We start from the raw sequence: 24136 nt of genomic DNA on the forward strand, positions 1-24136 counted from the left end.
AGCCGACTGGGTAACGTCAGCCCCGACACCTACGAGAAGATCCACCGAAAGTCCCTGACAGACATCGAGGTGTCCGGCCGATAGGGGTCACTTCAGGGAGGAGCCGACGCCGCACCGGTGGCATACCACACTCTTGTGGGCTCAGGGCGGACAGTCCCGCGCGAAGGCAATACTCGGCTGTCGCGGTGTCCAGCCGGTCGGGCCCGGCCAGCAGCGCCAACCGGAGTTCCTCACTGGTTACCCCGCCGGGCGGATCACCCAGCCTGCGGCGGTTAGCCACCTCCCAGGCACTACCCCACCGCTGCGGATCATCCAGGCGACGGATGAACTCATCCACGAGGCTCGGCCATCCCGTGGAGCACCACCATTCCCAGTTGTACGTGGCACCACGGCACGCCAACAGGGTGAGGACCGCATCCAAGCCGATCTGGGCCGCCACTGCGTCCCAGCGCATACAGTACGCCGCTACGTGCGAACGATACCGGCTCCACTCCGCAGGACTGGGCGCAAGATCGGCGACCGTTCGGCCGTCCGGCAGCCGCCGACCAGGGTGGGCCAACACGTGCTCGACCCGTCTGAAGACATCGTCCGGCTTCCGCGCCAAGTCCAACCCAGCACGGACCACACGCGTGGTAGCGGCACTGGCGCGCATCATCTCCGCGTCGCCGATCCGCCGGTAGCGAATTGAGTGCCAATCCTCGACAGGGCTGTCACGCCACGCCAGCCGGGTCATCCCCACCGCCGCGACATCCTTGATCTGCTCCCTGTCTGCCGGATCCATACCCAGTTGCACCGCGACCTCGTCGAGCACTCTCCTGTCCACCAGGATTGGCCTGGATGCAGGAACCGCGTCTGCGGTCACCGGACCGACAAGCACGGACTCGGAGATGACCAACGGGCCACTCGGGTTTCCCGTTCGACTCCCGCCGGGGAGTCGAACCACACTCCAACTTCGGATTTGAGGAGCCGCCGTCGAGGTGCACTGGCCGGGTACGCCAGTCTCGGTCTCTTGCGATCCACCTCGTGTTCCCCGTCGGCCTGGGTCCTGGTTCAGGACTGCGGCTCTGATGGTTCCAGGTCGAGGCGGTGTCGGTCGGCGGACGCTCGCGTACGGCATCGCAGAAGGCAGCGTCGATCGCCGTCATCCAGGTCGTCATCGGACATGCCGTAGTCGGCCTCGTCGGCCGGTGACTCAGCGTACTCGTGGTAGGCGAGCCGGCGCCCTCGGATGTCGGATGGCAGGTCTTCGAGCATGTCGTAGGCGGGTCGGCGCTGCTCCAGAGTGGTCAATTGGACCTTCATAAAACTCGGCGACCGATTCCGGGCACCCGGGGTGTACCGCTCGGCGTTCTATCCAGCCTCTGCGATCCTGTCTTGGAGCGCGTCGAGGTCGGGGCCTCACCCTCGGCCACCGTCATGGCATCGCGGATCAGACCAGTAACCGCGGCCGTCGGCGACAAACCGATCTCCATCAGCTCGGGTACCGCCGTGGGCGTCACGCCGGACCGTCCTAGCGCACCGGCTGACGATCTCCACTCCTTGGCTCGCCACACGGCAGGCCGCTGATCAGCTCAACGTCCACCTCACGCGTGCATGACGCGCGGGGACAGAACTCCAGGCCACCACTCCGGTACGAGGACACTGGGCAAGTGGAGTTGCTGATCGCGATGAACCCGGACCCGCAGTCGAGCCCGCCCTACCTGCTACGCCTGCCACTGGGCGAAGGCCTCGTCTTCCGGCCCGTGACACCTGTCCGCGCACCAGCGCCGTCTACCTGCACCCCGTACCGCCGGACGAGTGGCCCGAGGCGCCGAGATAGTCGAACGGGTGCCAGTGCGCTCCTGCGTCCGCCGGGGTGGGGCGATCGACTTGGTCCTCAACCGAAGTCAGGAGAACCGGCCCCAAATCGTCTACACCACCGCCTGCGGCAGGCAGGTCGTGTTCTGGCAGTCACCGTGCACCCGCAAACAGGCCAAACCGAGCGTCACCAGCTCCACCGCGAGGGCCGCCGGCCCGCCGGATCTGGCGATCATCGTGGACTCCCACGATCGGTACGCGTACAAGTTCGCCAGCAAGCCGGTAACCATCGTCCGCAAGGCGCTACCCTGCGGCGACTACGGCATCGCGCATGGCGGGCTGCTCGTTGCCTCGGTCGGCCACAAAAGCCTGCTCGACCTCGTCGCCTCGCTCACCAGCGGGAAGCTAAAGTTCGCCCTCGCCAAACTCGCCGCCCTGCCCCGGGCTGCGCTCGTGGTCGAAGACCGCTACTCACAGATCTTCACTCTCACCCAGATTCGCCCCGCCGTCGTCGCCGACGGACTGGCGGAGCTGCAGGTGCGCTGGCCGAAAGCGCCGATCGTGTTCTGCGAGACCCGCAAGCTCGCCGAGGAATGGGTCTACCGCTACCTCGTCGCCGCCCACGTATGGTACGAACCACCCACCACTCCCCCACCCACTCCGGCATCGGTCGCCCCGCAGCCGCCGTCAACCGCCGGGGTAAGGTCGTGGCCGCGCCGAGCCGGCCTCGTAGTACCCGACCACGGCTCATCCCGTTCCTCGACTACGACGCCGAGATCCGCACCGTCGTCTGCTCCACCAACGCCATCGAATCCCTCAACGCCCGCCTACCGACGTGCGGTCAAGGCCCGTGGCCACTTCCCGAACGAGCAGACCGCGTTGAAGTGTCTGTACCTGGTGACCCGATCCCTGGATCCCACCGGCACAGGCAGAACCCGATGGACGCTTCGCTGGTTGGGTCGGCACGAGGCGCGGTGGCGGCATTGCTGCCGTTTCCGTTTCCTCGTGCCGCTCGCCGAACCCGCCGTGCGCCTTTCAACGCAACGGGCTCTCCACGGTCGCTGCCGTTGGGCGTGGTTGAGGGCGTTCCACGGGTTCGGAATCTTGTTGCCCCGATAGCGTTGAGCCCCAGGCTGTCAGCGGCGCTCACCGAATGCGTGTAGCAGCGCCACAGCGCCTCGGGACAGCCGTGACAACTCGGCCGCCAACGCCAACCGTTGCCTCGAGGTCGCCCTCGCCGGCAGCGTCGCGACCCGAGTCGCGACAGACCCGTAGCCGGCTTACCAGCTCGCCATCAACTCGCTACGGCTCTCGTCAACCGCGTACCGCGTCATCGCCTCCCGTTCCGAAAACTCGCCGCAGCCCGCCGGTGACGGCGCGGTCACACACGACCCTGCGTGCGTGACCGCGCCAGCCGGCCCCCGCCTACACGCGCTCGCCGATACCCAGTCGCGCCTGCGTCTCCTGTGCCCGCTCGGCCGCGGCGCTGGCACCGTAGTGGCGAGGCATGTCCTCCGAGGTCCATCCAAGCAGGAGCATCAGGTCACCGGTGTCGCCACCGGCGCGTTTCCACTCGTGGGCGAAGCTGTGCCGCCATCGGTGCGCGTGCACGTCCGTCACCCCGGCCGCGGCACCCAACCGTTTGAGCAGGATCTTGATGCCGTTCGGAGTCAAGGCTGCGGCGCCTCGTTCGGCCAGCCACAAGTTCGGCAGGGCGGCGCCCTTGTGCTTGTCCCGGGCCCGCAGATACCGCGACAGCGCCCGGGCCGTCTTGGGCCCGAACCGCACCCGCCGATCCTTCGCACCCTTGCCGTGGAAACGCACCGACTCCGTGTTCAGATCCACGTCAGCGACCAGAAGATTCCCGACCTCCGACAACCGGGCGCCGGTGTTGCAGTACACCCGGATCAACGCCTCATCACGCAGGTTCGCGAAACCTTTGCCCTTACAGGCGTCGAGAAGCTTGCCGGTGTCCTCGTCCCGCATGACCGGGATCAGCTTGCGGGGCGTCTTCGGCTGCCGCACCCGCTCCATCGGCGAACGGTCGATCGCCTCCTCGTCGAGAAGCAGCCACTTGAAGAACTGCTGCAGCCCCTTGTGCTTGTTCAACGCCGTCGACGCGGACCTAGTCTCGATCATCCACGCTTGGAACGCTTCCACGTGTGCACGGGTCACCGCACACGGATCCTCGGCCGCGTCCACGGCGTCCGGATCCGGCGACTGGTCGCCCAGATAGCGGCCGAGCTGCGCCGCGGCGAGGAGGTAGTTGTAGCGGGTGGTCTCCGGATAGTTCCCGGACCGCAGCGACCGGTCCCAGTCCCGGAGGAACCCGGACCAGGTCCGAGAGAGCCCGTCGGTGAGTTTTTGAAGATCCAGTAGTGGCATGACAACCTGCCCGAGTCAAGGAGTCCAACAGCGGCGTGCTAGACCAGGCATCCATGCCAAGCAATGAAAAGAGGGCTCCCGCAAGTCTCTGACCTGCGGAAACCCTCTCGCTGTCGGGACGGCCGGATTCGAACCGACGACCCCTTGACCCCCAGTCAAGTGCGCTACCAAACTGCGCCACGTCCCGATGCTCCCGCGTCGTCCTGCCCGCGACAGCCGGTACAGCTTAGCGCAGCTTTCCCTCTGCGCCGCACAGCCCCCTCCCCGCTGTCGTGACCACCCACACCACTCCTAGAGCGTCCTAGGAGGGTGGGGTGTGGGTCAGCCGTGGGCCTTGCCTCGGCCGCCGGGGCCGAGCTTCTTGCGGGGACGTACCGAGATCTCGATGGGGCTGCCCTCGAAGCCGAACTCCTCGCGGAGCTTGCGTTCCACGAAGCGCTGGTAACCGGCGTCCAGCGGGCCGGTGGTGAAGAGGACGAAGCGCGGCGGGGCCACCCCGGCCTGGGTGGCGAACAGGATGCGGGGGGCCCGTCCCCCGCGTACCGGGTGCGGGGTGGCCTGCACCAGGGCGGTGAGCCAGCCGTTGAGCTGCGCGGTGGGGATCCGGGTCTCCCAACTCGCCAGGGCCCGGTGCAGGCCGGCGGCGAGCTTGTCGACGGCCCGGCCGGTCTTCGCCGACAGGTTCAACCGGATCGCCCACGGGATGCGGCGCAGCTCCCGTTCGATCTCCTTGTCCAGGTAGTACCGGCGGTCGGCGTCGACCAGGTCCCACTTGTTGAAGGCGATGACGAGTGCCCGCCCGGCCTCGGTGACCATGGTCAGGATCCGCTGGTCCTGCTCGCTGATCGGCTCGCTGGAGTCGAGCAGCACCACCGCCACCTCGGCCGCCTCGATCGCCGAGGCGGTCCGCAGGCTGGCGTAGTACTCGGTGCCGCTGGCCTTGCCGACCCGCTTGCGCAGGCCGGCGGTGTCGACCAGGTGCCAGGTGTCGCCGCCGATGGTGACCAGACTGTCGACCGGGTCGACGGTGGTGCCGGCGACCGCGTCGACCACCGCGCGTTCCTCGCCGGAGAAGCGGTTCAGCAGGCTGGACTTGCCGACGTTGGGCCGACCGACCAGGGCCACCCGACGGGGGCCGCGCGGCCGGTTCTCCACGATCTTCGGTGCTTCGGGCAGTGCGGCCATGATGGTGTCGAGCAGGTCGCCGGAACCCCGGCCGTGCAGGGCCGAGACCGGGTGCGGCTCGCCGAGGCCGAGCGACCACAGCGAGGTGGCCTCCAGCTCGATGTTGGTGTTGTCGGCCTTGTTGGCCACCAGGATGACCGGCTTGGCGCTGCGCCGCAGCATCTTCACCGCCGCCTCGTCGACGTCGGTGGAGCCCACCGTCGCGTCGACCACGAAGATCACCACGTCGGCGGTGAACACGGCCGTCTCGGCCTGCGCGGCGATGGCCGCCGCCCGGTCCTTCGCGTCCGGTTCCCAGCCGCCGGTGTCCACCACGGTGAAGGTCCGCCCAGACCACTGCGCGTCGTACGGGACCCGGTCCCGGGTCACCCCGGGTACGTCCTCGACGACCGCCTGGCGGCGCCCGATGATCCGGTTGACCAGGGTGGACTTGCCGACGTTGGGGCGGCCGACCACGGCCACCACCGGCTGCGGACCGGTCGGCTCCTCAAGGTCGAGGTCCGTCTCCCGCAGCTCCACCCAACCGTCGTTGTCAGTCACGCCCACGCCTCGTTTCGTTGGCCGGTGGCGGGAAACGTCCACGCCACCGCGCCGGATGGTCCGGTCACCGGCCGAGCCGGCAGGTTGTCGCGCCCGGTCACGCCACGTTCCGCTCGGCGAGCAGCGCCCGCAGCTTCGCCACGACCTCGTCGATGCCCAGCTCGGTGGTGTCCAGCACCACGGCGTCGGGGGCCTGGGCGAGCGGATCGGCCTTGCGGGTCGAGTCGATCTCGTCCCGGCGGGCCAGGTCGGCGGCGGTCGCCGCCACGTCGGAGGCGTCCTCGGCGCTGCGACGTGCGGCACGGGCCGCCGCCGAGGCGGTGAGGTAGACCTTGAGGTCGGCGTCGGGGGCGACCACGGAACCGATGTCGCGGCCCTCGACCACGATCCGGCCCGCCTTGGCGATCATGTCGCGCTGCCGGGCCACCAGCAGTGCCCGGACCGCCGGCACGGAGGCCACGGCGGAGACGGCGGCGGTCACCTCGGGACCCCGGATCTCGGCCTCGACGCCGACACCGTCGGCGGTGACGCCGTAGCCGGTGGGGTCGGTGCCGATCCGCAGGTCGACCTCGGCGGCGACCTTGGCGACCGCCTGGGCGTCGGTGAGTTCGACGCCGGAACGCAGCACCGCCCAGGTGATCGCCCGGTACATCGCCCCGGTGTCGAGGTAGCGGGCGGTGAGGCTCGCCGCCAGCCGCCGGGAGACGGTGGACTTACCCGAACCGGACGGCCCGTCCACAGCGACCACGCAGCGCCCGGCCGGTACGTTTTCCTCCACCGTTGTCCTCCTCAGCCCGTACCCCGCGATCCGCCCATCGGCGGACGCGAGCGGTTGCCCACACAGCTTCCATCATGCCCGGCGCCGTGGCGCACGGCCCGTCGGCCCTTCCGGGCCGCCAGGAGCCTACCGTCAGCGGTACCCGCGAGCGCGGGGTCAGTCACCCACGGCCTTGAACAGGGCGGCGACCTCCGCGTTGGTCAGGCGCCGAGTGCGCCCGGGACGCAGGTCGCCGAGCCGGATCGGCCCGATGGAGGTACGCACCAGCCGACTCACCGGGTGTCCGACCTCGTCGAGCAGGCGACGGACGATGTGTTTGCGGCCTTCGTGCAGGGTCAGCTCGACCTGGGCGGTACGTCCCAGACTGCCCACCACCCGGAACGCGTCCACGGTGACCGGGCCGTCCTCCAACTCGATGCCGGCGGCGAGGCGCTTGCCGAGGTGGCGCGGGATCGGCCCGGCCACCTCGCACAGGTACGTCTTGGCCACCCCGTAGGAGGGGTGCATCAGCCGGTGCGCCAACGTCCCGTCGTTGGTGAGCAGCAGCAGGCCCTCGCTGTCCGCGTCGAGCCGCCCGACGTGGTAGACACGCTGCTCGACCCGGTTGCCGACGAAATCGGCCAGCGCGGTGCGCCCCTTCTCGTCGGCCATCGTGGAGACCACGCCACGGGGCTTGTTCAACGCCAGGTACACCAGCCGGGTGTCGGCCACCAACCGCTCGCCGTCGACGTGGATGACGGCGTTGGTCGGGTCCACCTTGTCGCCGAGCTGGGCGACCCGCCCGTTGACCGTCACCCGCCGACGGAAGATCAGGTCCTCGCAGGCGCGCCGGGAGCCCACCCCCGCCGCGGCGAGCACCTTCTGCAGGCGTTCCGGGCCGGTGTAGACGGGGGCGTCGGGGCGGGGGGTGCGGTCATCGCGCGGCATCAGCAAGCTCTTCTACGTCGTCGGGGAGGAACGGGGCCAGGGGCGGCAGGTCGTCGAGGCTGTTCAGACCGAGCTTCTCCAGGAACATCGTGCTCGTCCGGTACAGATAGGCCCCGCTGTCCGACTCGGTGCCACACTCCTCGATCAGCCCACGGGTCACCAGGGTACGGATCACCCCGTCACAGTTGACGCCCCGGATGGCGGAGATCCGCGACCGGGTCACCGGCTGCCGGTACGCCACCACCGCGAGCGTCTCCAGCGCGGCCTGGGTCAGCCGGACCGACTGCCCGTCGAGCACGAACCGTTCCACGTAGGTGGCGTATTCCGGCCGGGTGTAGAGCCGCCACCCACCGGCCGCCCGACGTAGCTCGAACCCGTGCCCGGCGGTGGTGTAGCTCGCGGCGATCTGGTCCAGCATCGGCCCGACCCGCTCGGCGGGCTGTTCGAGGACCTGGGCCAGCGTCAGCTCGCTGACCGGTTCGTCCACCACCAGCAGGATCGCCTCCAGCGCCCCGCGCAGCTCGGCGTCGTCGAGCACCGGCGGCGGCTCCGGCACCACCCGCGCCCGCCCACCGCCCCGCGGCCTCCGCCCCGCCCCCTCCTCCGCGATCGTGGTCACCGGCGGCCCCTGGCGGGGCACTTCTGCACCAGGATCCGGAGCTGCCCCGGGTTCGGCGGTTTCCGGGGCGGCAGGATCGGGCTCCGTGCGAGCGGGCTCGACGGGATCAGGAGTGGCCGGACCCGGGGCGTTGGATTCGGGGGCGGTGCGCTGCCAGGGCGGGATCCAGGCGGCGGCCTGGTCGGCCAGGGAGTCCCGGCGTTCCTCGTTGGTCATCCGGCACGCTCCTCGGTCGTCACCGCATCGCCCGACGCCGCAACCGGCCCGGCTGACGGCGCACCAGGCTCGGTCGTGGACACACCCGAACCGGCTTCGGCCGGTGCGCCGGCGGGGGCGGGCTCGTCGGGGCTGCCCGCGTACTCGTCGATGGTCAGGGTCGGGCTGGCGTCGGCGGGGCCGGTCCAGCGCACGGTCAGCTCCTCCAGCGCCTGTTCCTGCACGAAGGCGACCACGCCCTGCCGGTACAGCTCCAACAGTGCCAGGAACCGGGCGACCACCTCGAGGGTGGCCTCGCAGTCGGCGCAGAGCAGCGAGAAGGTGGCGGTGCCGGCGCGGCGCAGCCGCTCGCTGATGATCGCGGCGTGTTCCCGGACACTGACCCGGACCATGTGCACGTGGGCGATGGAGACCTCGGGCACCGGCTTCGGGGTCATCGCCCTGACGGCGAGCTTGAGCAGTCGCTGCGGGCCGATGCCGAGTACCAGGTCGGGCAGCGCCTCGGCGTACCGGGCCTCCAGGGTGACCGCGCGCGGGTAGCGGCGACCGCCGACCTCCTCCAGCACCGCGATGTGCGCCGCCGCCTCCTTGTACGCCTTGTACTGCAACAGCCGGGCGAAGAGCAGGTCCCGCGCCTCCAGCAGGGCGAGGTCCTCCTCGTTCTCCACCTCGGCCGAGGGCAGCAGCCGGGCCGCCTTGAGGTCGAGCAGGGTGGCGGCGACCAGCAGGAACTCGCTCGCCTCGTCGAGGTCCCAGTCGTCGCCCATGGCCCGGATGTACGCGATGAACTCGTCGGTCACCTGGTGCAGCGCGACCTCGGTGACGTCGAGTTTGTGCTTGCCGATCAGTTGCAGCAGCAGGTCGAACGGACCGGTGAAGTTGTCCAGCCGCACCGTGAACCTGCCGGTGTCCGCGGCCTCCGGGTCCGACAGGACAACCGGAGTCGCATCCGGCGCGCCGAGGTCAGCCGCGAGCGGCTGCTCCGGTGCGGCGGTCGGGTCGGCGGGCGGCGCGGTCACGCCGACGACCGTAGTCCACGGCCTGGACACCGATGGTTACCGGCCTACCGCTCCGCCTGCGCGGCGATCACCTCGCGGGCCAACTGACGGTAGTTGCGGGCTCCCGAGGAGGCCGGGTCGAGCGTGGTGATCGGGGCACCGGCGACCGTCGACTCGGGGAACTTCACCGTCTTGGTGATGACCGTCTGGTAGACCTTGTCGCCGAACGCCTCCACCACCCGCTGGAGCACCTGGCGGCAGTGCGTGGTGCGGCTGTCGTACATGGTGGCGAGGATGCCTTCGAGCTCCAGGTCGAAGTTGAGCCGCTCGCGTACCTTGTCGATGGTGTCCAGCAGCAGGGCGACACCACGCAGGCTGAAGAACTCGCACTCCAGCGGGATGAGTACGCCGTGCGCCACGGTCAACGCGTTGATCGCCAGCAGGCCGAGTGACGGCTGGCAGTCGATCAGGATGTAGTCGTACTCCTTGCGGACGCTCCTGAGCACCCGGGCCAGCGCCATCTCGCGGGCGACCTCGTTGACGAGCTGTATCTCGGCGGCGGAGAGGTCGATGTTGGCGGGCAGCAGGTGAAGCCCGGCCACGTCGGTCTTGATCAGGACGTCCTCGGCGGTGACGTCGTCCTGCATCAGCAGGTTGTAGACCGACAGGTCGAGGTTGTGCGGGTTGACGCCCAGCCCGACGGAGAGGGCGCCCTGCGGGTCGAAGTCGACCAGGAGGACCTTGCGGCCGTACTCGGCGAGCGCGGCACCGAGGTTGATGGTGGTCGTGGTCTTGCCGACGCCACCCTTCTGGTTGGCCATCGCGATGATCCGCGCCGGGCCGTGCCGGTCGGTGGGCATCGGCTCGGGGATGGGCTTGCGCATCGTGTAGGCGGCCGGGTCGGCCGGACCGAGGTCCGAGCCGAGCGCGTTCTGCTGTTCGCGGAGCTCCGACGTCCAGGTCTCGGCACGGTCACCGTTGCCAGCCATGTCCTCGTTGCCCCCTCCCGACGACCATCTGGCGTCGGAGCCGCCCGACGTCCTTCGCGGCGCCGCTGCGCACCCCGGTCATCCCGCCGCCGGGCCGCGCCGATCCCGACTGTACGCCACCGGCCAGCAGGGCGTTCACTACCCGCTCGGCGTGTCGGACGGCGGTACCGACCGGCGCCGTCCCGGCCCACGTCGACCAGCCGAGCCGGTGCCGTCCCGGCCCGCACCCACCGGCCGGTCCGGTGGGTGCGGCGCCGCTGCGCCCGCCGGCGTGGCGCGCCTCACCGTCGGTGCCGGGCGCGCGGGTGTGCGGTGGCGTAGACCTCGCGCAGCCGGTCCACGGTCACCAGTGTGTAGACCTGGGTGGTGGTGACCGAGGCGTGGCCGAGCAGTTCCTGCACCACCCGGACGTCGGCGCCGCCGTCGAGCAGGTGGGTCGCGTACGAGTGTCGCAGGGTGTGCGGGGAGACCGCCTCCGGCCCGTCCACCGGCAGGCCGGCCCGGGCGGCGGCTCGGCGCAGCACGGTCCAGGCGCCCTGCCGGGTCAGCGGGCCGCCCCGGGAGTTCAGGAACACCTTCGGGGTGCCCCGGCCGGCGGTGACCAGTCCGGGCCGGGCGCGGACCAGGTAGGCGCCGAGGGCCCGTAGCGCGTGCCCGCCGACCGGCACCAGGCGGCTGCGTCCGCCCTTGCCGTGCAGCAGCACCACCCCGTCGTCGAGGTCCACGTCGTCCACGGCCACGCCGATCGCCTCGGAGATCCGGGCGCCGGTGCCGTACAGGAACTCCAGCAGCGCCCGGTCGCGCAGCGCCAGCGGCGCCTGCTCCCCCGCCGCGTCCACCGGGCCGGCGGTCTCCAGCAGCCGGACCACCGCGTCGACCGGCAGGGCGCGGGGCAGTCGACGGGGTGGGGTGGGTGGGCGTACGTCCCGGCTCGGGTCGGCTCCGGCCAGGCCCTCGCGCAGCGCGAAGCGGTGCAGGCCGCGCACGGCGCTGGCGGCGCGGGCGGCCGAGGAGACCGCCAGCGGCGGGCGGCCGTCGTCGCCGGTACGCAGCCGGGCCATGTGCCGTTCGATCTCGGCGGCCGAGACCCCGCCGAGGTCGTCCACCCCGGCGGCGGCCAGCGAGTCCAGGTAGCGGTCCAGGTCACGGCGGTACGAGGCGAGGGTGTTGGCGGCCAGTCCCCGTTCGACGGTGAGGTGGTCGAGGTAGCCGCGCAGCGCACGACGCAGGGCCGGCGCCGGCTCGGGGCCGGCCCGTTCGTCGGTCGCCGTGCTCAGCGTTACCCCCCTAGCGCCTCGGTGAGCGCGAGGGTGGGCAGCCCGTGCGCCTCGGCCACCGGGCCGTAGACGACCTGACCGGCATGGGTGTTCAGGCCCAGGGCCAGCGCCGGATCGCGCCGCGACGCCTCACGCCAGCCGTGGTTGGCCAGTTCGAGGGCGTACGGCAGGGTGACGTTGGTCAACGCGTACGTGCTGGTGTTCGGCACCGCGCCGGGCATGTTCGCCACGCAGTAGAAGATCGATTCGTGCACCCGGTAGACCGGTTCGTCGTGCGTGGTCGGCCGCGAGTCCTCGAAGCAGCCGCCCTGGTCGATGGCGATGTCGACGAGCACGCTACCGGGCTTCATCCGGGACACCAGCTCGTTCGAGATCAGCTTCGGGGCCTTGGCGCCGGGCACCAGCACCGCGCCGATGACCAGGTCCGCGTCGAGCACGGCCCGTTCGATCTCGTACGCGTTGGAGGCGACGGTCTGGAGGTGTCCCCGGTAGATGGCGTCGGCCTGCCGCAACCGGCCGACGTTCTTGTCCAGCAGCAGCACCTCGGACTGTAGGCCCAGCGCGATCGCGGCGGCGTTCATGCCGGAGACCCCGGCACCGATGACCACCGTCTTCGCCGCGTACACGCCGGAGACGCCGCCGGGCAGCACACCCCGGCCGCCACCGGTGCGCATCAGATAGAACGCGCCGACCTGCGGGGCGAGCCGACCGGCCACCTCGGACATCGGGGCGAGCAGCGGCAGCGAGCGGTCCGGCAGTTCGACCGTCTCGTACGCGATGCCGGTGACCTCGCGGTCGAGCAGTGCCTGGGTGCAGTCCCGCGAGGCGGCCAGGTGCAGGTAGGTGAAGAGGACCTGCCCCGCGCGCATCCGGTGGTACTCCTCGGCGACCGGTTCCTTGACCTTGAGCACCAGGTCGGCGGCGGCCCACACCTCGTCGGCGGTGTCCAGGATCTTGGCGCCGGCCGCGGTGAACTCCTCGTCGGTGATGCTGGATCCGACCCCGGCACCGGCCTCGACGAAGACCTGGTGACCGCCGCGGGTGAACTCGTTGACGCCCGCGGGCGTGATCGCCACCCGGTACTCGTGGTTCTTGACCTCGCGGGGGATGCCGACCTTCACGATGCAGACACCTCTCTCCGGGGACCGCTCTCCCCGACTGGGCGGTGCCGCGGCGGCCCCTTTGCCGCGACGGTCGACCGGTCCCGTGGGCGGCAGTTTAGGCGTACCCGTGCGTCGCGGGAGAGTGCACCATGACATCCGGTGGCCGCGAACCCTGACGATCTGTCAGGTGTACCGGCAGCCCACCGGCTAGTGTCTCCTCAGCCGACAGGACAGTATTGGGCCTCATCGTCCCACGTGGTGCCTACCGGTGCGGACACCGTCGGTGTCGATCACTATCGTGTCGCCTCATGACTACTCCCCCCTATCAGCCCGGGTATCCCCAGGGCGTTTCCGACAAGAGCAAGGTCATCGCCGGCGTCCTGCAGATCCTGCTGGGCGGCTTCGGCGTCGGCCGGTTCTACATGGGCGACACCAAGACCGGTGTCATCCAGCTCATCGTCACACTGGTGACCTGCGGTATCGGCAGCCTCTGGGGTCTGATCGACGGCATCCTGATCCTGGTTAACGGTGGCGTCGACGGACAGGGTCGCCCGCTGCGCGACTGATCCGGCATACGACAGGGGCCGCGCGGTGATCCGCGCGGCCCCTGTCGTCGTGGTCCCGGTCAGCCCGGCAGCGGGGTGTCCGCCCGACGCAGCACCGACCAACCGGAGTCGCGGGCGCGGGCGGCGGCCAGCAACCCGGCCACGCACGGCCCGTTGGTGATCTCGCCGGCCAGGGCCATGCCGACCGCCTCGTCCAGGTCGATCCGGACGATCTGGAGGTCGGCCTCCTCGTCGTGCCGGTCGTGCCGCTGCTCCATCGGCACCTCGCCGAGGTCCCGGGCCAGGAAGACCCGGACCAGTTCGTCGGTGAACCCGGGTGAGCTGTGCACGTCGACCAGCACGTCGAACCGGCCGGCGGTCAGGTCGACCTCCTCGGCCAGTTCCCGGGCCGCGGTCACCGCCGGGTCCTCGCCGGCGACGTCGGTCAGCCCGGCCGGCAGCTCCCACAGACGCCGACCGATCGGCTGGCGGTACTGCCGGATCAGCACCACCTGACCGGCGGCGTCCAGCGCCACCACGGCCACCGCGCCGAGGTGCCGGACCAGGTCCCGGGGGGCCGTGCCGCCGCCGGGCATGCTCACCTGCTCGGTGACCACGTCGAAGATGCGACCGCGGTACCGCACCTCGCGGGAGAGCACCTCGTAGCGGTGCTCGACCGCCTTGCCGGGGTCGCTCACGGCGCCGAGGGCACCGTCGGGACGGTGCCGTTGCGGGTGGCTCGCTCGGCACCGTCCAGGTCGACCGGAAGCTGGTCGGCCTGCGAGTACGCCACCGCCGCCTGCACGAACGCGGCGAACAGCGGGTGCGGTCGGGTGGGGCGGCTCTTCAGCTCCGGGTGGGCCTGGGTGGCCACGAAGAACGGGTGCAGCTCGCGGTCCAGCTCGACGAACTCGACCAGCCGCCCGTCCGGCGAGGTACCGGAGATCCGCAGCCCGGCCTTGGCGAGCTGGTCCCGGTAGGCGTTGTTCACCTCGTACCGGTGCCGGTGCCGCTCGCTGACCTCGGTGCTGCCGTACGCCTCGGCGACGATCGACCCCTCGGCGAGCGCCGCCGGGTACGCGCCCAGCCGCATGGTGCCGCCCAGGTCGCCCTTGCCGGCCACGATGTCCTCCTGGTCGGCCATGGTGGCGATGACCGGGTGCACGGCCTCGGAGTCGAACTCCAGGGAGTTGGCGCCGTCCAGCCCGGCCAGGTGCCGGGCCACCTCGATGGTCATGCACTGCAGGCCGAGGCAGAGCCCGAGCAGCGGGACGCCGTTCTCCCGCGCGTACCGGGCGGTGCCGATCTTGCCCTCGATGCCCCGGACGCCGAACCCGCCGGGGATGACGATGCCGTCGACACCGGCCAGCGCAGCCGCCGCGCCCGCCGGGGTGACGCAGTCGTCACTGGGTACCCAGCGCACCTGCACCCGGGCCCGGTTGCCGAAGCCGGCCGCCCGGATCGCCTCGCTGACCGACAGGTACGCGTCGGGCAGGTCGACGTACTTGCCGACCAGCGCCACGGTGACCGTGCGCCGGGGCTGGTGCACCCGCTCCAGCAGGTCGTCCCAGCCCTCCCAGTCCACGTCCCGGAAGGAGAGCCCGAGCCGGCGCACCACGTACGCGTCGAGCCCCTCGCGGTGCAGCACCTTCGGGATGTCGTAGATGCTGGGCGCGTCCGGGGCGGCGATGACCGCCTCGGCGTCGACGTCGCAGTAGAGCGACAGCTTGTGCTTGAGCTTGTCCGGGATCTCCCGGTCCGAGCGGCAGACGATGGCGTCGGGCTGGATACCGATGTTGCGCAGTTGCGCCACCGAGTGCTGGGTCGGCTTGGTCTTCAGCTCGCCCGAGGGCGCCAGGTACGGCACCAGCGAGACGTGCAGATAGAAGCAGTTGTCGCGGCCCAGGTCGTGCCGGACCTGCCGGATCGCCTCCAGGAACGGCAGCGACTCGATGTCGCCGACGGTGCCGCCGACCTCGGTGATCACCACGTCCGGGGTGCGTCCGTCGTCGTCCGGGTCGGCCATCGCCAGGATCCGCGACTTGATCTCGTTGGTGATGTGCGGGATCACCTGGACGGTGTCGCCCAGGTACTCCCCGCGCCGCTCCTTGGCGATCACGTCCGAGTAGATCTGGCCGGTGGTGACGTTCGCCTTGCCGGACAGGGCCCGGTCCAGGAAGCGCTCGTAGTGACCGACGTCCAGGTCGGTCTCGGCGCCGTCCTCGGTCACGAACACCTCGCCGTGCTGGAACGGGTTCATGGTGCCGGGGTCGACGTTCAGGTACGGGTCGAGTTTCTGCATCACCACGCGTAGTCCCCGCGCGGTGAGCAGGTTGCCGAGGCTGGAGGCGGTCAACCCCTTACCCAGCGAGGAGGCGACGCCCCCGGTGACGAAAATGTGCCTGGTCGTCCGTGCTGAAGGGGCCAAGGCCTGCTCCCGTGTCGTCCGTCGCGGTCGTGCAGACCGCCGAGCCGATCAGCGAAGTGATCACGCGATCCACGGGATTCCACGGTAACACCTCGCCTGCGGCGCTCCGGGGCCGCACCCGAGGTACGGCCCTCGGGGTCACCCGGTGGCGACCTCCGCCGACGACCGTACCGCCCGGCCACGCCCGCGCTCACCCTCCGCAGCGGGCGCGGGCCCCTCCCCCACCGGCACACCGGCCCGCGTCGCGTCCTCGGCCTCCGGGGCCGCCGCGTCGCCCGTGCGGTCGTCGGACCGGATGACGTCGGACGGCCGGTCGGTGGCCGGCCGGGTACGGTCCGCCGAGTGGTCGAGCACCCGCAACGCGGACAACGCCGCCATCGGCACCACCACGGCCGCCGCCGCACCGGCCACGTCCAGCGCCGCCGCGCTCAGCACCCCGCCGATACCGACCGCCACGCCGGTGCCCGCCATCGCCGCCCGGATCGCCGGGTAGATGCCGAACAGCCGCATCAGCCCACCCCAGGGCTGCAACAGCGCGAACCAGACCAGCAGCGCACCGGCCAGCGCCAGCACGGTCAGCGGGCTGTTCAGCAGGGTGTCGATGTTCGAGGCGCTGGACCGCTGCACGGTCAGCCCACCGGTGCCGTCGCCGAGCGCCGCGAGGAACCGGCCCAGGCTGCCGCGATCGGCCGGTGGACGGCCCAGGTCCACCACCGCGAACCCGACCATCACCGCCAACCCGGCCATGGTCGCCCAGGCCAACCGGGTCAGCGTCAGCCAGCCGCCCGCGCTGATCGCCGCCGCGACGCTCACCCCGGCGGTCAACGCGATCGCGCCGATCGAGTCGGCACCCAGGTACGCGCTGCCGACCACCACCACGGCGGCACCGCCCACCACCACCATCACCATCGGCCGCCACGCCCGCCGGACGTGCTGGGCGAGCCAGCCGCCGGTCAGCAGCGCGCCGGCCACGAACACGCCGAGTCCCACGGTGCCGAGCCCGGCGTACCGGCCGCCCTCCAGAGCCGAGTACCCGATCACACCGTTGAGCTGGAGCCGGGCCCCGGTGACCACGTCCAGGCCGACGGCCAACGTGGTGAGTCCGGCCACCGCGCCCAGCGGCCCCAACGTGGTGCCGTACCCCGGCGTCAGCCGCACCAGCAGCGTCGCCGCGGCCAGCAGCACCATGGTCAGCCCGGCGAACGAGGCGGCCGGGTACACGTTGCGCCACCACGGCACGGCCTCGGCGAGCAGGGCCGCCGGGATGGCCAGCGCCGCCGCCACCAGCAGCAGTTCCACCACCGCCACCACCCGACGGGACACCGGCTTGGGCCCGTACGGCCCCGCGTGCCGGCGGGCGCGGCGCAGCAGCGGCAACACCGCCAGGGCGAGCGCCACCTGCACGGCGGCCAGCAGCGTGAAGAACCCGCCCGCCACATGCCGCTGCGCGGCCGACTCCCGGTCCGCGTCGGCGGGCTCGGCGATCGCGGCGGCCAGGTCGGCCGGACGGCCGCCGACCGACTCGGCGGGCCGGCCGAGGAACGGTCGGTCCGGCATCGGCCGACCCAGGGCCGCCAGCGCGGTCGGCGCGAGGTCGATCAGTTGCAGGTAGCCCTGCCGGCCGGTGCTGGGCGAGGTCAACCAGCCCTCCTCCCAGCCCGGGCCGTCGGCGACGGCCACGTGCAGCCGGGACGGCCGCTCGGTGTCGGAGACCCCGGCGACGATCACCAGCGAACGCGGCGGCCGACCCTCCAGCACCCGGGCCAGTTGGGCGTCGGCCACGCGGGCCGCCGCCGACCGGGACACCTCGTCCTCGCCCTCGACGGTGCCGAGGTCGACGATGCTGAGCACGCAGGAACCGAGCAGCTCGGCCGGATCCTCCGGCAGCGTCGGCGCGTACCGGTCGACCCGGCCGAACGGCCGCGCGGCGGCCACCGCCGCCCCCGGACCCACCGCCACCGAGCAGCGCACCGACTCCGACAACGCGCCCGGCACCGTGCCCCACGGCAGCCGCTCCTGGTTGCGCAGCACCACGCTCTCCTGCTGGGGCAGGTTCGCGCCGATGCCGTCGGGCTGGTCCACCGTCACGTCAGCCGGCGGACACCGCCCATCGGTCGGACCCCCGCCCCACGCGGCGAAGCCACCCGCACCGAGCGTGAGCCAGCCGTCCACCGGACAGGTGGGCCGGTACACCGACCGCACCGACAACGAGCCGATCGAGCCCTCCTGCGCCATCCGCCACAGCGTCGGCGTGCGCTGCGGGTCCACGTCCTCCCACCGCAGCCCGGCCACCCCGACCAGCACCACGTAGTCGGCGCTCTGCCGGGGCGGCGGACTCTCCGGACGTGCCGCCAGCACGGTGACGCCGAGCGCCACCACGAGCAGGGTCAACAGGATCGGTGCGATTCGGCGCAGCATCACCGGCGTCCCGTCGACGGCGTGTCGGCGTCGGGCGTCGCCGGCCCGGCCCGGCCCGAGGTCAGCTCGGCGTAGAGCGCGACCAACTGGGCCACCGTCTGCGCCTCGGTGGGCCAGGTCTCGGCCCGCACCACCCCCTGCCGGCCCAGCTCGGCCCGGCGCGGCGCGTCGTCGAGCAGGTCGCCGACCGCCGCGTCGACCGCGTCGACGTCACCCGGCGGCACCAGCACCGCGGCGTCCCCCACCAGATCCGGCAGGCCGCCCACCTCGGTCGCCACCAGCGGTACGCCGGCCCGCAGCGCCTCCTGGGCGAACAGTTGGCGGGCCTCCCAGTCGCTGGTCACCACCGCCAGGTCCGCCCCGGCCAGCAGGTCGGCCACGTCGGTACGGTGCCCGAGCAGGGTCACCGGCGCCCGGGCGGCACTGATCCGGGCGGCCAACGGCAGGTACGCCGGACCACTCCCGGCGATCACCACGGCGGGCGGCGGGACCCGCTCCCGCCACCGGGCGGCGGCGTCCACCAACACGTCGTACCGCTTCTGCGGGTGCAGCCGGCCCACCGACAGGATCAGCGGCTGGTCGGCGGCCACCCCGAACTCGGCCCGGACGGCGGTCCTCCCCCGGCGCGGCGCGGGCAGCTCGGGAGCGGCCACCGGGGCGAGCCGGGCGTCTCCGGCGCCGAGCCCGACGGCGCGGGCCACCAGGTCGGCGGAGGCCCCGAGCGTCACCCGCGCACCCCGGGCCACCATCTTCTCGGCCCACCGGGACAGGCTGCCCCGCAGCCCACCGACGAGCACCGCGTTGTGCCAGGTCACCACCAGCGGGGCGGCCGGCCGGGCAAGCACCGCGACCAACCCGGCGCGCAGCCCGTGCGCGTGCACCACGGCCACCTGCTCGCCGGCCAGCACCCGACGCAACGCGGTGATCGCGCGGACGTCGCCCGGCGTCGGGCTGGCCGGGATCTCCACCGGCGCGAACCGGGCACCGGCCCCGACGAAGTCGAACTGGTCCTGGGTCGCTGCCGGCCCGCAGACCAGCACCGACTCACCGGCGGCCGTCAACCCGCGGGCCACCGCACGGACATGCTGGCCGACGCCACCGGTGCTGGAGGCGAGCAACAACACCACCGTGCCCGACCGGGCATCCGCACCTCTCGCGCTCACCGGTTACGCCCTCCGTTCGCGCCACTTGCCTTTCCGTCCGCGCGCCCGCCGCTGCTCCGGCGTAGGCGTCGACGCAGACCGGTCAGCAGTGGCCGCAGGTCCCGCCGGTCGACCAACCAGACCACGCCGAGGAAGACGACTCCGACCAGGACTCCGGACAGCATGCCCTGCACGAGTGCCGCCGACCGCGTCGGGGTCTCGCCCCACCAATCCAGCAGCACCAGCGCCGCGAGCGCCGCCGTCGTACCCGCCGACACCCCGGCGGCCCCGGCCCGTACGGCACCGGCCAGCGCCGCCGGACCGGCCGCGCGCCGCACTGCCACCAGCAGCAGCCCGCCGAGCAGCAGCATTCCGGCCGAGTTGGCCAACGCCACGGCGAGCACCCGGTCGGACGTCGGGAGCAGTGCCGCCAACGGCAGCGTACCGAGCGTGACCGCCAGCCAACCGGCACTGATGGCGACGGTGGCCTCCCGGGTCGCGCCGCGCGCGTACAGGGCACGGGACAGGACCGCGAACAGCCCGTACCCGAGCAGTCCCGGCGCGAACCCGGCCACCGCCGTGGCGGTGGCGGAGGCGTCCAGCGGGAAGAACCGGCCGATCGGGCCGGCCACCCCGACCAGCGCCGCCGCGCCCAGGCAACTGGACAGCAGCACCGCGCGCACCGTCCCGGACAGGGTGTCGCGGTAGCCGGCCTCGTCGCCGCCGGCCGCCGTCTCGGCCAACGTCGGGTACGCGGCCGTGGCCAGCGGCACCGCCAGCACCGCCCAGGGCAGCAGATAGAACGTCTGCGCCAGGTTGAACACCTGCGGGGCCTCGGTCCGGCCGCCGGAGATCTGATAGAGGATCACCAGCGTGGCCACCTGTTGGGCGGTGACGGTGACCACCCCGGCGGTGACCAGACCACCCACCCGCGCCCGCGCGTCGGCCGGGAAGCCGTACCCGGGACGCAGTCTCAGGCGCAGCCGCCGCAACGGGATCAGCAGCGACATCGACAGCACCACCACACCGAGCGTGGTGCCGCCGGACAGGATCAACTCGGCGCCCCGGCCCGCCTGCGCCACGCTCGCCCCGGTACCGGCCACGGCGGCGAAGACGAGGTACGCCACGATCACCGTCAGGCTGGACAGCAGCGGCGCGATCACCGGCCAGGCGAAGCGGCGGTGCGCCTGGAGCACACCGGTCAGCACGATGCCGATGCCGTACAGCGGCACCTGCGGTGCGAAGACCCGCAGCATCCGGGCCCCGGCCGCCAACTCCTCCGGGCTTCGGCTGTGGAACACCGAGACGATCTGGTCGGCGCCCAGGGCCACCAGCACCGCCAGCGGTACCAGCAGCGTCACCGTCCAGGTCAGCAGCGCGCCGGTGGTCGCCGCCACGGCCCGCCGGTCACCCGCCGCGACCGCACCGGCCAGCAGCGGTACGACCAGACTGGCCAGCGCCCCACCGGCCACGATCTCGAAGATGATGTTGGGGACGGTGTTCGCGATCACGTACATCGCGCCCAGGTCGCTGCCCTGCACCACCCAGGTGAAGACGGCGGTACGGCCGAACCCGGCGAGCCGGCTGACCACGGTGAGTACGGCGATCAGCGCGGCGGCCCCGGCCACCCGGCTGGCGCCGGCGAGGGGCGTCGGTCTCGTCACGTCAGTCGTCGCGACGGCCCAGCGCGTCGAGTTCACGCAGGCCCGGAGTACGCGCGATGACGGCGGTGAAGCTGACCTTCTCGCTGGCCGCCGTCAGGCCGGCCAGCACCGCCAGGATCCCGGCCCGACCGACCGGCCCGGTGCGGGCGGCCAGCGCCACGCCGAGCACGGCACCGAGGGCGTTGGCCCCGCTGTCGCCGAGCATCACGTCCTCACCGAGGTCGGCGGGGAGCAGCCCGGCGGCGGCACCCACCGCACCGGCGGCGATCCCCCCGGACGCGCCACCGACCAGCGGCGTGCCGAGCAGCAGGCCCGACTTCAACGCCCGCCCGGGGCGCAGGTCGAGCAGGTTGAGCAGGTTGGCGGTGCCGGCCACCACACCGGCGCCGAGCAGCACGTCCACGCTCCGCCCCAACCCGCCCTGGCGACGGCGGCCACGGTGCCCGGCCACCCGGGGGTCGGCGGCGAGGAGTGCGGCGGCACCCAGACCGGCCGCCCCCACCCCGACGACCTTGACCAGGCCGGCGCTGACCCGCCCCTGCCGCAGCGCGGCGAGGTGTCCCGCGAAGCCCTTGTCCGCCTTCTGCTCGGGTCGGGCACCGGCCACGTCGTCGTAGAGCCCGACCGCACCGGCGCCGAGCCCGGCCACCAGGGCCGCCGCGCCCGCCGGCACGCTGGACGCCCCGCAGGCCGCCGCGCCGGAGGCACCCGCCGCCAGCGCCGGTCCGGCCGCCAGCGTCACCGTCCGGCCACGGAAGTTGGTCCGTGCCAGGGTCGGCCCGGCCGGAGAGGTACGGATCCCACGTAGCGCGTACCGGGCGGCAGCCGCACCGATCCCCGCTGCCAACAGTCGACCGAGCACGCCCACGCCCCAGCTCACCTCGCTCGCTCACGCCGTCCGCCCCGCCGGTCGGCGGGCGACATCGTCGAATCGGACACCCGGGGTGTCCCGTCGACTCACTGGGGCAGTTTAGGCAGCAGCCCGTCGACGTTGTCGCCCACGCCGTACTGGCCGGCCTTGCGCTCGTTGAGCTGCTGCACGACGGCCAGCGAGGTGACGAGCTGTCCCTGCACGGTGTTGGCGTTGTCGACGGTGGAGATGGTCTGCGCCAGCACCGCGTCACCCCGGACGAAGGAGACCAGGTTGCCGCCGGTGAAGCCGTTTCCGGCGACCACGATGCCGCCGGTGCGGTCGAACTGCTCGGCGATCTTCACCACCGACTCGTCCTTCTTGGCGGAGTCCTTGTCCACGTACGGCTGGCCGCTGACCACCACGACCGCCTCGGCGGCGTTGGTGATCCGGTCGGCGGTGGTCAGGTAGTTCGCGTTCGCGTACGCGGTCACCACCGCCCGCCGGTCGGCCTCGGTGACCGGCTCGGCACCGGCCGGCTGGTCCAGCAGCACGGTGGCCAGCAGGGCGCTGGAGGTCTCCACGCCGTGCCCGTTGCCGGGCAGGCCGCTGGTCGGCGCGCTGGTGGGTCGGGCCGCGGTGACCGCGAGCTCCAGCAGGTTGTTGTTGTTCTCCGGGTTGATGAACTTGTCCTGCAGGTCGATCCGGCCGATGACGTCGGCGTTCGCCAACTTGAGCATCTCGATCACGCCGTCGGTGTGGTCCCGGCCGGTGGGCAGGCTGAGCACCAGCACCCGCTTGCCGGCCAGCTTGCCCGGCAGCATCACCTGGGCCATCTCGGCCGCGAACTCCTCCTCCAGCTCCAGCTCCCGCTGCATGTTCTGGACCGTCTGGCGCATCTGCTGGTTGTCCTTGCGCAGCGAGTTGACGGTCTCCTTGAGCGAGTCCGCGACCGGGCCGTTGAGGGCGGCTGTGCCGACGACCAGGCCGATCGCCAACGCGAGGAAGACCGCGGTCAGGGACACCACGTGGTACCGGAAGTTGATCACGCTTGCAGCCTCTTGATCGGTCGGGAGCTAGAAGAGCTGGCCGAGCTGGAACACAAAATTGTCCCACCACTCGGAGACCACGCCCAAATACGCCTTGCCGACGGTGGACACCGCCACCGCCGAGGCCATCGCCGCCACCGCCGACAGCACAAGCAGCAGCAGCGAGGAACCCGAGATGCTCTGCCGGTAGAGCCGGCTCACCCCCTTGGCGTCGACCAACTTGCCACCGACCTTGAGCCGGGTGAGGAACGTCGACGCCATGCCGCCGCGCCCCTTGTCCAGGAACTCGACCAAGGTGGCGTGGGTGCCCACCGCGACGATCAGCGAGGCGCCCTTCTCGTCGGCCAGCAGCATGGCGAGGTCCTCGCTGGTGGCGGCGGCCGGGAAGGTCACCGCCGGCACCCCCAGGCCGTTGACCCGGGGCAGGCCGGGAGCCCGACCGTCCGGGTACGCGTGCACGATCACCTCGGCGCCGCAGCGCAGCACGTCGTCGGTGACCGAGTCCATGTCACCGATGATCATGTCTGGCGTGTAACCCGCCTCGACCAGCGCGTCCGCCCCGCCGTCGACGCCGATCAGCACCGGCTTGAACTCCCGGATGTACGGGCGCAGCACGTCCAGGTCGGCCTTGTAGTCGTAGCCCCGCACCACGATCAGGCAGTGTCGGCCCTGGATCTCGGTGGCGATGTCCGGTACGCCGACACCGTCGAGCAGCAGGTCACGTTCCTGCTTGAGGTAGTCCATGGTGTTGGCGGCGAACGCCTCCAACTGCACCGACAGGCCCTCGCGGGCGTCGCTCATCGCCTTGGCCACGCTCTCGGCGTCCTGCAGGCTGCCGTGTGCCAGCGGCTCGTCGCCGAGATAGACGGTGTTGCCCTCGATCCGCACCGTGTCGCCCTCGCGGATCCGCTCGAAGACCCCCTCACCGAGGTCGTCCAACAGCGGGATGCCCGCCGCGACGAGCACCTCCGGGCCGAGGTTGGGATAGCGGCCGGAGACCGACGGCTTGGCGTTGAGGACCGCGCCGACGCCCACGGCGACCAGCGAGTCGGCGGCGACCCGGTCCAGGTCGACATGGTCGATCACCGCGATGTCACCGGGGCGGAGCCGACCGACCAGGCGTTTCGTCCGGCGATCGAGGCGGGCGGTGCCGAGGATTCGTCCCGGTTCCGCGTTCCGGGTCCGGCGCAACGTGGGTAGACGCATCGTGACCATCCTGGCATGTG

The 24136-nt window shown here is 71.9% G+C and carries 19 protein-coding genes, 1 tRNA gene and 2 pseudogenes; 3 read left to right on the forward strand and 19 right to left on the reverse strand.

Annotated features, from left to right (window positions below):
• Positions 1-1050: 1050 nt before the first annotated feature.
• A complete protein-coding gene (locus tag ACIBMZ_RS29610) occupies positions 1051-1290 on the reverse strand; it encodes a hypothetical protein (RefSeq protein WP_396699461.1) in 240 nt (79 codons plus the stop codon).
• A 744-nt stretch (positions 1291-2034) separates the two neighbouring features.
• On the opposite strand from ACIBMZ_RS29610, the pseudogene ACIBMZ_RS29615 reads away from it, so the two are divergent.
• Together ACIBMZ_RS29615 and ACIBMZ_RS29620 are read left to right on the forward strand one after the other, a co-directional pair.
• Positions 2035-2391 (forward strand): annotated as a pseudogene (locus ACIBMZ_RS29615) (ERCC4 domain-containing protein); the annotation flags it as partial.
• A gap of 152 nt (positions 2392-2543) precedes the next feature.
• Positions 2544-2751: pseudogene (locus ACIBMZ_RS29620) on the forward strand (transposase); the annotation flags it as partial.
• Between the two features lie 471 nt (positions 2752-3222).
• On the opposite strand, the gene ACIBMZ_RS29625 reads toward ACIBMZ_RS29620, so the two are convergent.
• The 10 genes from ACIBMZ_RS29625 to ald all read right to left on the reverse strand — a co-directional run bounded on the left by ACIBMZ_RS29625 (position 3223) and on the right by ald (position 12832).
• Complete coding sequence (locus ACIBMZ_RS29625; protein ID WP_396699463.1) at positions 3223-4182, reverse strand: tyrosine-type recombinase/integrase; 960 nt, start codon at positions 4180-4182, stop codon at positions 3223-3225.
• Positions 4183-4295: 113 nt separating this feature from the next.
• Positions 4296-4369: transfer RNA gene (locus ACIBMZ_RS29630), tRNA-Pro, on the reverse strand.
• A gap of 134 nt (positions 4370-4503) precedes the next feature.
• Entirely contained in the window at positions 4504-5907 is a 1404-nt protein-coding gene (gene der / locus ACIBMZ_RS29635; protein ID WP_396699465.1) for a ribosome biogenesis GTPase Der, read from the reverse strand.
• Between the two features lie 97 nt (positions 5908-6004).
• The gene (cmk, locus tag ACIBMZ_RS29640) at positions 6005-6685 is read right to left on the reverse strand and encodes a (d)CMP kinase (RefSeq protein ID WP_396699467.1); all 681 of its coding nucleotides are present in this window, start codon (positions 6683-6685) and stop codon (positions 6005-6007) included.
• A gap of 156 nt (positions 6686-6841) precedes the next feature.
• Positions 6842-7612, reverse strand: a complete 771-nt coding sequence (locus tag ACIBMZ_RS29645; RefSeq protein ID WP_396699469.1) for a pseudouridine synthase — start codon at positions 7610-7612, stop codon at positions 6842-6844.
• The gene (gene scpB, locus ACIBMZ_RS29650) at positions 7599-8447 is read right to left on the reverse strand and encodes an SMC-Scp complex subunit ScpB (protein ID WP_396699471.1); all 849 of its coding nucleotides are present in this window, start codon (positions 8445-8447) and stop codon (positions 7599-7601) included. Before scpB ends, ACIBMZ_RS29645 begins: the two co-directional genes overlap by 14 nt.
• A complete protein-coding gene (locus ACIBMZ_RS29655; protein ID WP_396699473.1) occupies positions 8444-9466 on the reverse strand; it encodes a segregation and condensation protein A in 1023 nt (340 codons plus the stop codon). The genes scpB and ACIBMZ_RS29655 overlap by 4 nt, the downstream gene beginning before the upstream one ends.
• Positions 9467-9510: 44 nt before the next feature.
• On the reverse strand, positions 9511-10434 hold the full coding sequence (locus ACIBMZ_RS29660) for a ParA family protein (protein WP_117230487.1): 924 nt from the start codon (positions 10432-10434) through the stop codon (positions 9511-9513).
• 281 nt (positions 10435-10715) lie between these two features.
• A complete protein-coding gene (locus ACIBMZ_RS29665; RefSeq protein ID WP_396699508.1) occupies positions 10716-11711 on the reverse strand; it encodes a tyrosine recombinase in 996 nt (331 codons plus the stop codon).
• Between the two features lie 2 nt (positions 11712-11713).
• Positions 11714-12832, reverse strand: a complete 1119-nt coding sequence (ald, locus tag ACIBMZ_RS29670) for an alanine dehydrogenase (protein ID WP_396699476.1) — start codon at positions 12830-12832, stop codon at positions 11714-11716.
• A gap of 218 nt (positions 12833-13050) precedes the next feature.
• Here ald and ACIBMZ_RS29675 point away from each other — a divergent pair, with 218 nt between their 5' ends.
• Complete coding sequence (locus ACIBMZ_RS29675; RefSeq protein WP_396699479.1) at positions 13051-13380, forward strand: TM2 domain-containing protein; 330 nt, start codon at positions 13051-13053, stop codon at positions 13378-13380.
• Positions 13381-13439: 59 nt separating this feature from the next.
• On the opposite strand, the gene ACIBMZ_RS29680 is transcribed toward ACIBMZ_RS29675, so the two are convergent.
• The 8 genes from ACIBMZ_RS29680 to steA form a co-directional block, all read right to left on the reverse strand.
• Positions 13440-14057 carry an NUDIX domain-containing protein gene (locus ACIBMZ_RS29680; RefSeq protein ID WP_396699481.1) on the reverse strand — a complete coding sequence of 206 codons (618 nt, stop codon included), beginning with the start codon at positions 14055-14057 and terminating at the stop codon, positions 13440-13442.
• Entirely contained in the window at positions 14054-15787 is a 1734-nt protein-coding gene (locus ACIBMZ_RS29685; protein ID WP_396699483.1) for a CTP synthase, read from the reverse strand. Before ACIBMZ_RS29685 ends, ACIBMZ_RS29680 begins: the two co-directional genes overlap by 4 nt.
• 138 nt (positions 15788-15925) lie before the next feature.
• Complete coding sequence (locus ACIBMZ_RS29690) at positions 15926-18205, reverse strand: hypothetical protein (RefSeq protein WP_396699485.1); 2280 nt, start codon at positions 18203-18205, stop codon at positions 15926-15928.
• Entirely contained in the window at positions 18205-19368 is a 1164-nt protein-coding gene (locus ACIBMZ_RS29695) for a glycosyltransferase family 4 protein (protein WP_396699487.1), read from the reverse strand. Before ACIBMZ_RS29695 ends, ACIBMZ_RS29690 begins: the two co-directional genes overlap by 1 nt.
• Positions 19365-21011 carry a murein biosynthesis integral membrane protein MurJ gene (murJ, locus tag ACIBMZ_RS29700; protein WP_396699489.1) on the reverse strand — a complete coding sequence of 549 codons (1647 nt, stop codon included), beginning with the start codon at positions 21009-21011 and terminating at the stop codon, positions 19365-19367. The genes ACIBMZ_RS29695 and murJ overlap by 4 nt, the downstream gene beginning before the upstream one ends.
• Before the next feature lies 1 nt (position 21012).
• Entirely contained in the window at positions 21013-21879 is an 867-nt protein-coding gene (locus tag ACIBMZ_RS29705) for a hypothetical protein (RefSeq protein ID WP_396699510.1), read from the reverse strand.
• 89 nt (positions 21880-21968) lie between these two features.
• The gene (locus ACIBMZ_RS29710) at positions 21969-22910 is read right to left on the reverse strand and encodes a copper transporter (protein ID WP_396699491.1); all 942 of its coding nucleotides are present in this window, start codon (positions 22908-22910) and stop codon (positions 21969-21971) included.
• A 27-nt stretch (positions 22911-22937) separates the two neighbouring features.
• The gene (gene steA / locus ACIBMZ_RS29715; RefSeq protein WP_131054654.1) at positions 22938-24116 is read right to left on the reverse strand and encodes a putative cytokinetic ring protein SteA; all 1179 of its coding nucleotides are present in this window, start codon (positions 24114-24116) and stop codon (positions 22938-22940) included.
• Positions 24117-24136: the final 20 nt, after the last annotated feature.

This window comes from Micromonospora sp. NPDC049900, assembly GCF_044461025.1.
GTDB lineage: Bacteria > Actinomycetota > Actinomycetes > Mycobacteriales > Micromonosporaceae > Micromonospora.

What these genes read in the sequence shown, in the direction of transcription:
- ACIBMZ_RS29625 (WP_396699463.1), bottom strand. Translation starts at nt 4,182, where the DNA reads ATGCCACTACTGGATCTTCAAAAACTCACCGACGGGCTCTCTCGGACC.
- ACIBMZ_RS29645 (WP_396699469.1), bottom strand. Translation starts at nt 7,612, where the DNA reads ATGCCGCGCGATGACCGCACCCCCCGCCCCGACGCCCCCGTCTACACC.
- scpB (WP_396699471.1), bottom strand. Translation starts at nt 8,447, where the DNA reads ATGACCAACGAGGAACGCCGGGACTCCCTGGCCGACCAGGCCGCCGCC.
- ACIBMZ_RS29660 (WP_117230487.1), bottom strand. Translation starts at nt 10,434, where the DNA reads ATGGCTGGCAACGGTGACCGTGCCGAGACCTGGACGTCGGAGCTCCGC.
- ACIBMZ_RS29690 (WP_396699485.1), bottom strand. Translation starts at nt 18,205, where the DNA reads ATGCTGCGCCGAATCGCACCGATCCTGTTGACCCTGCTCGTGGTGGCG.
- steA (WP_131054654.1), bottom strand. Translation starts at nt 24,116, where the DNA reads ATGCGTCTACCCACGTTGCGCCGGACCCGGAACGCGGAACCGGGACGA.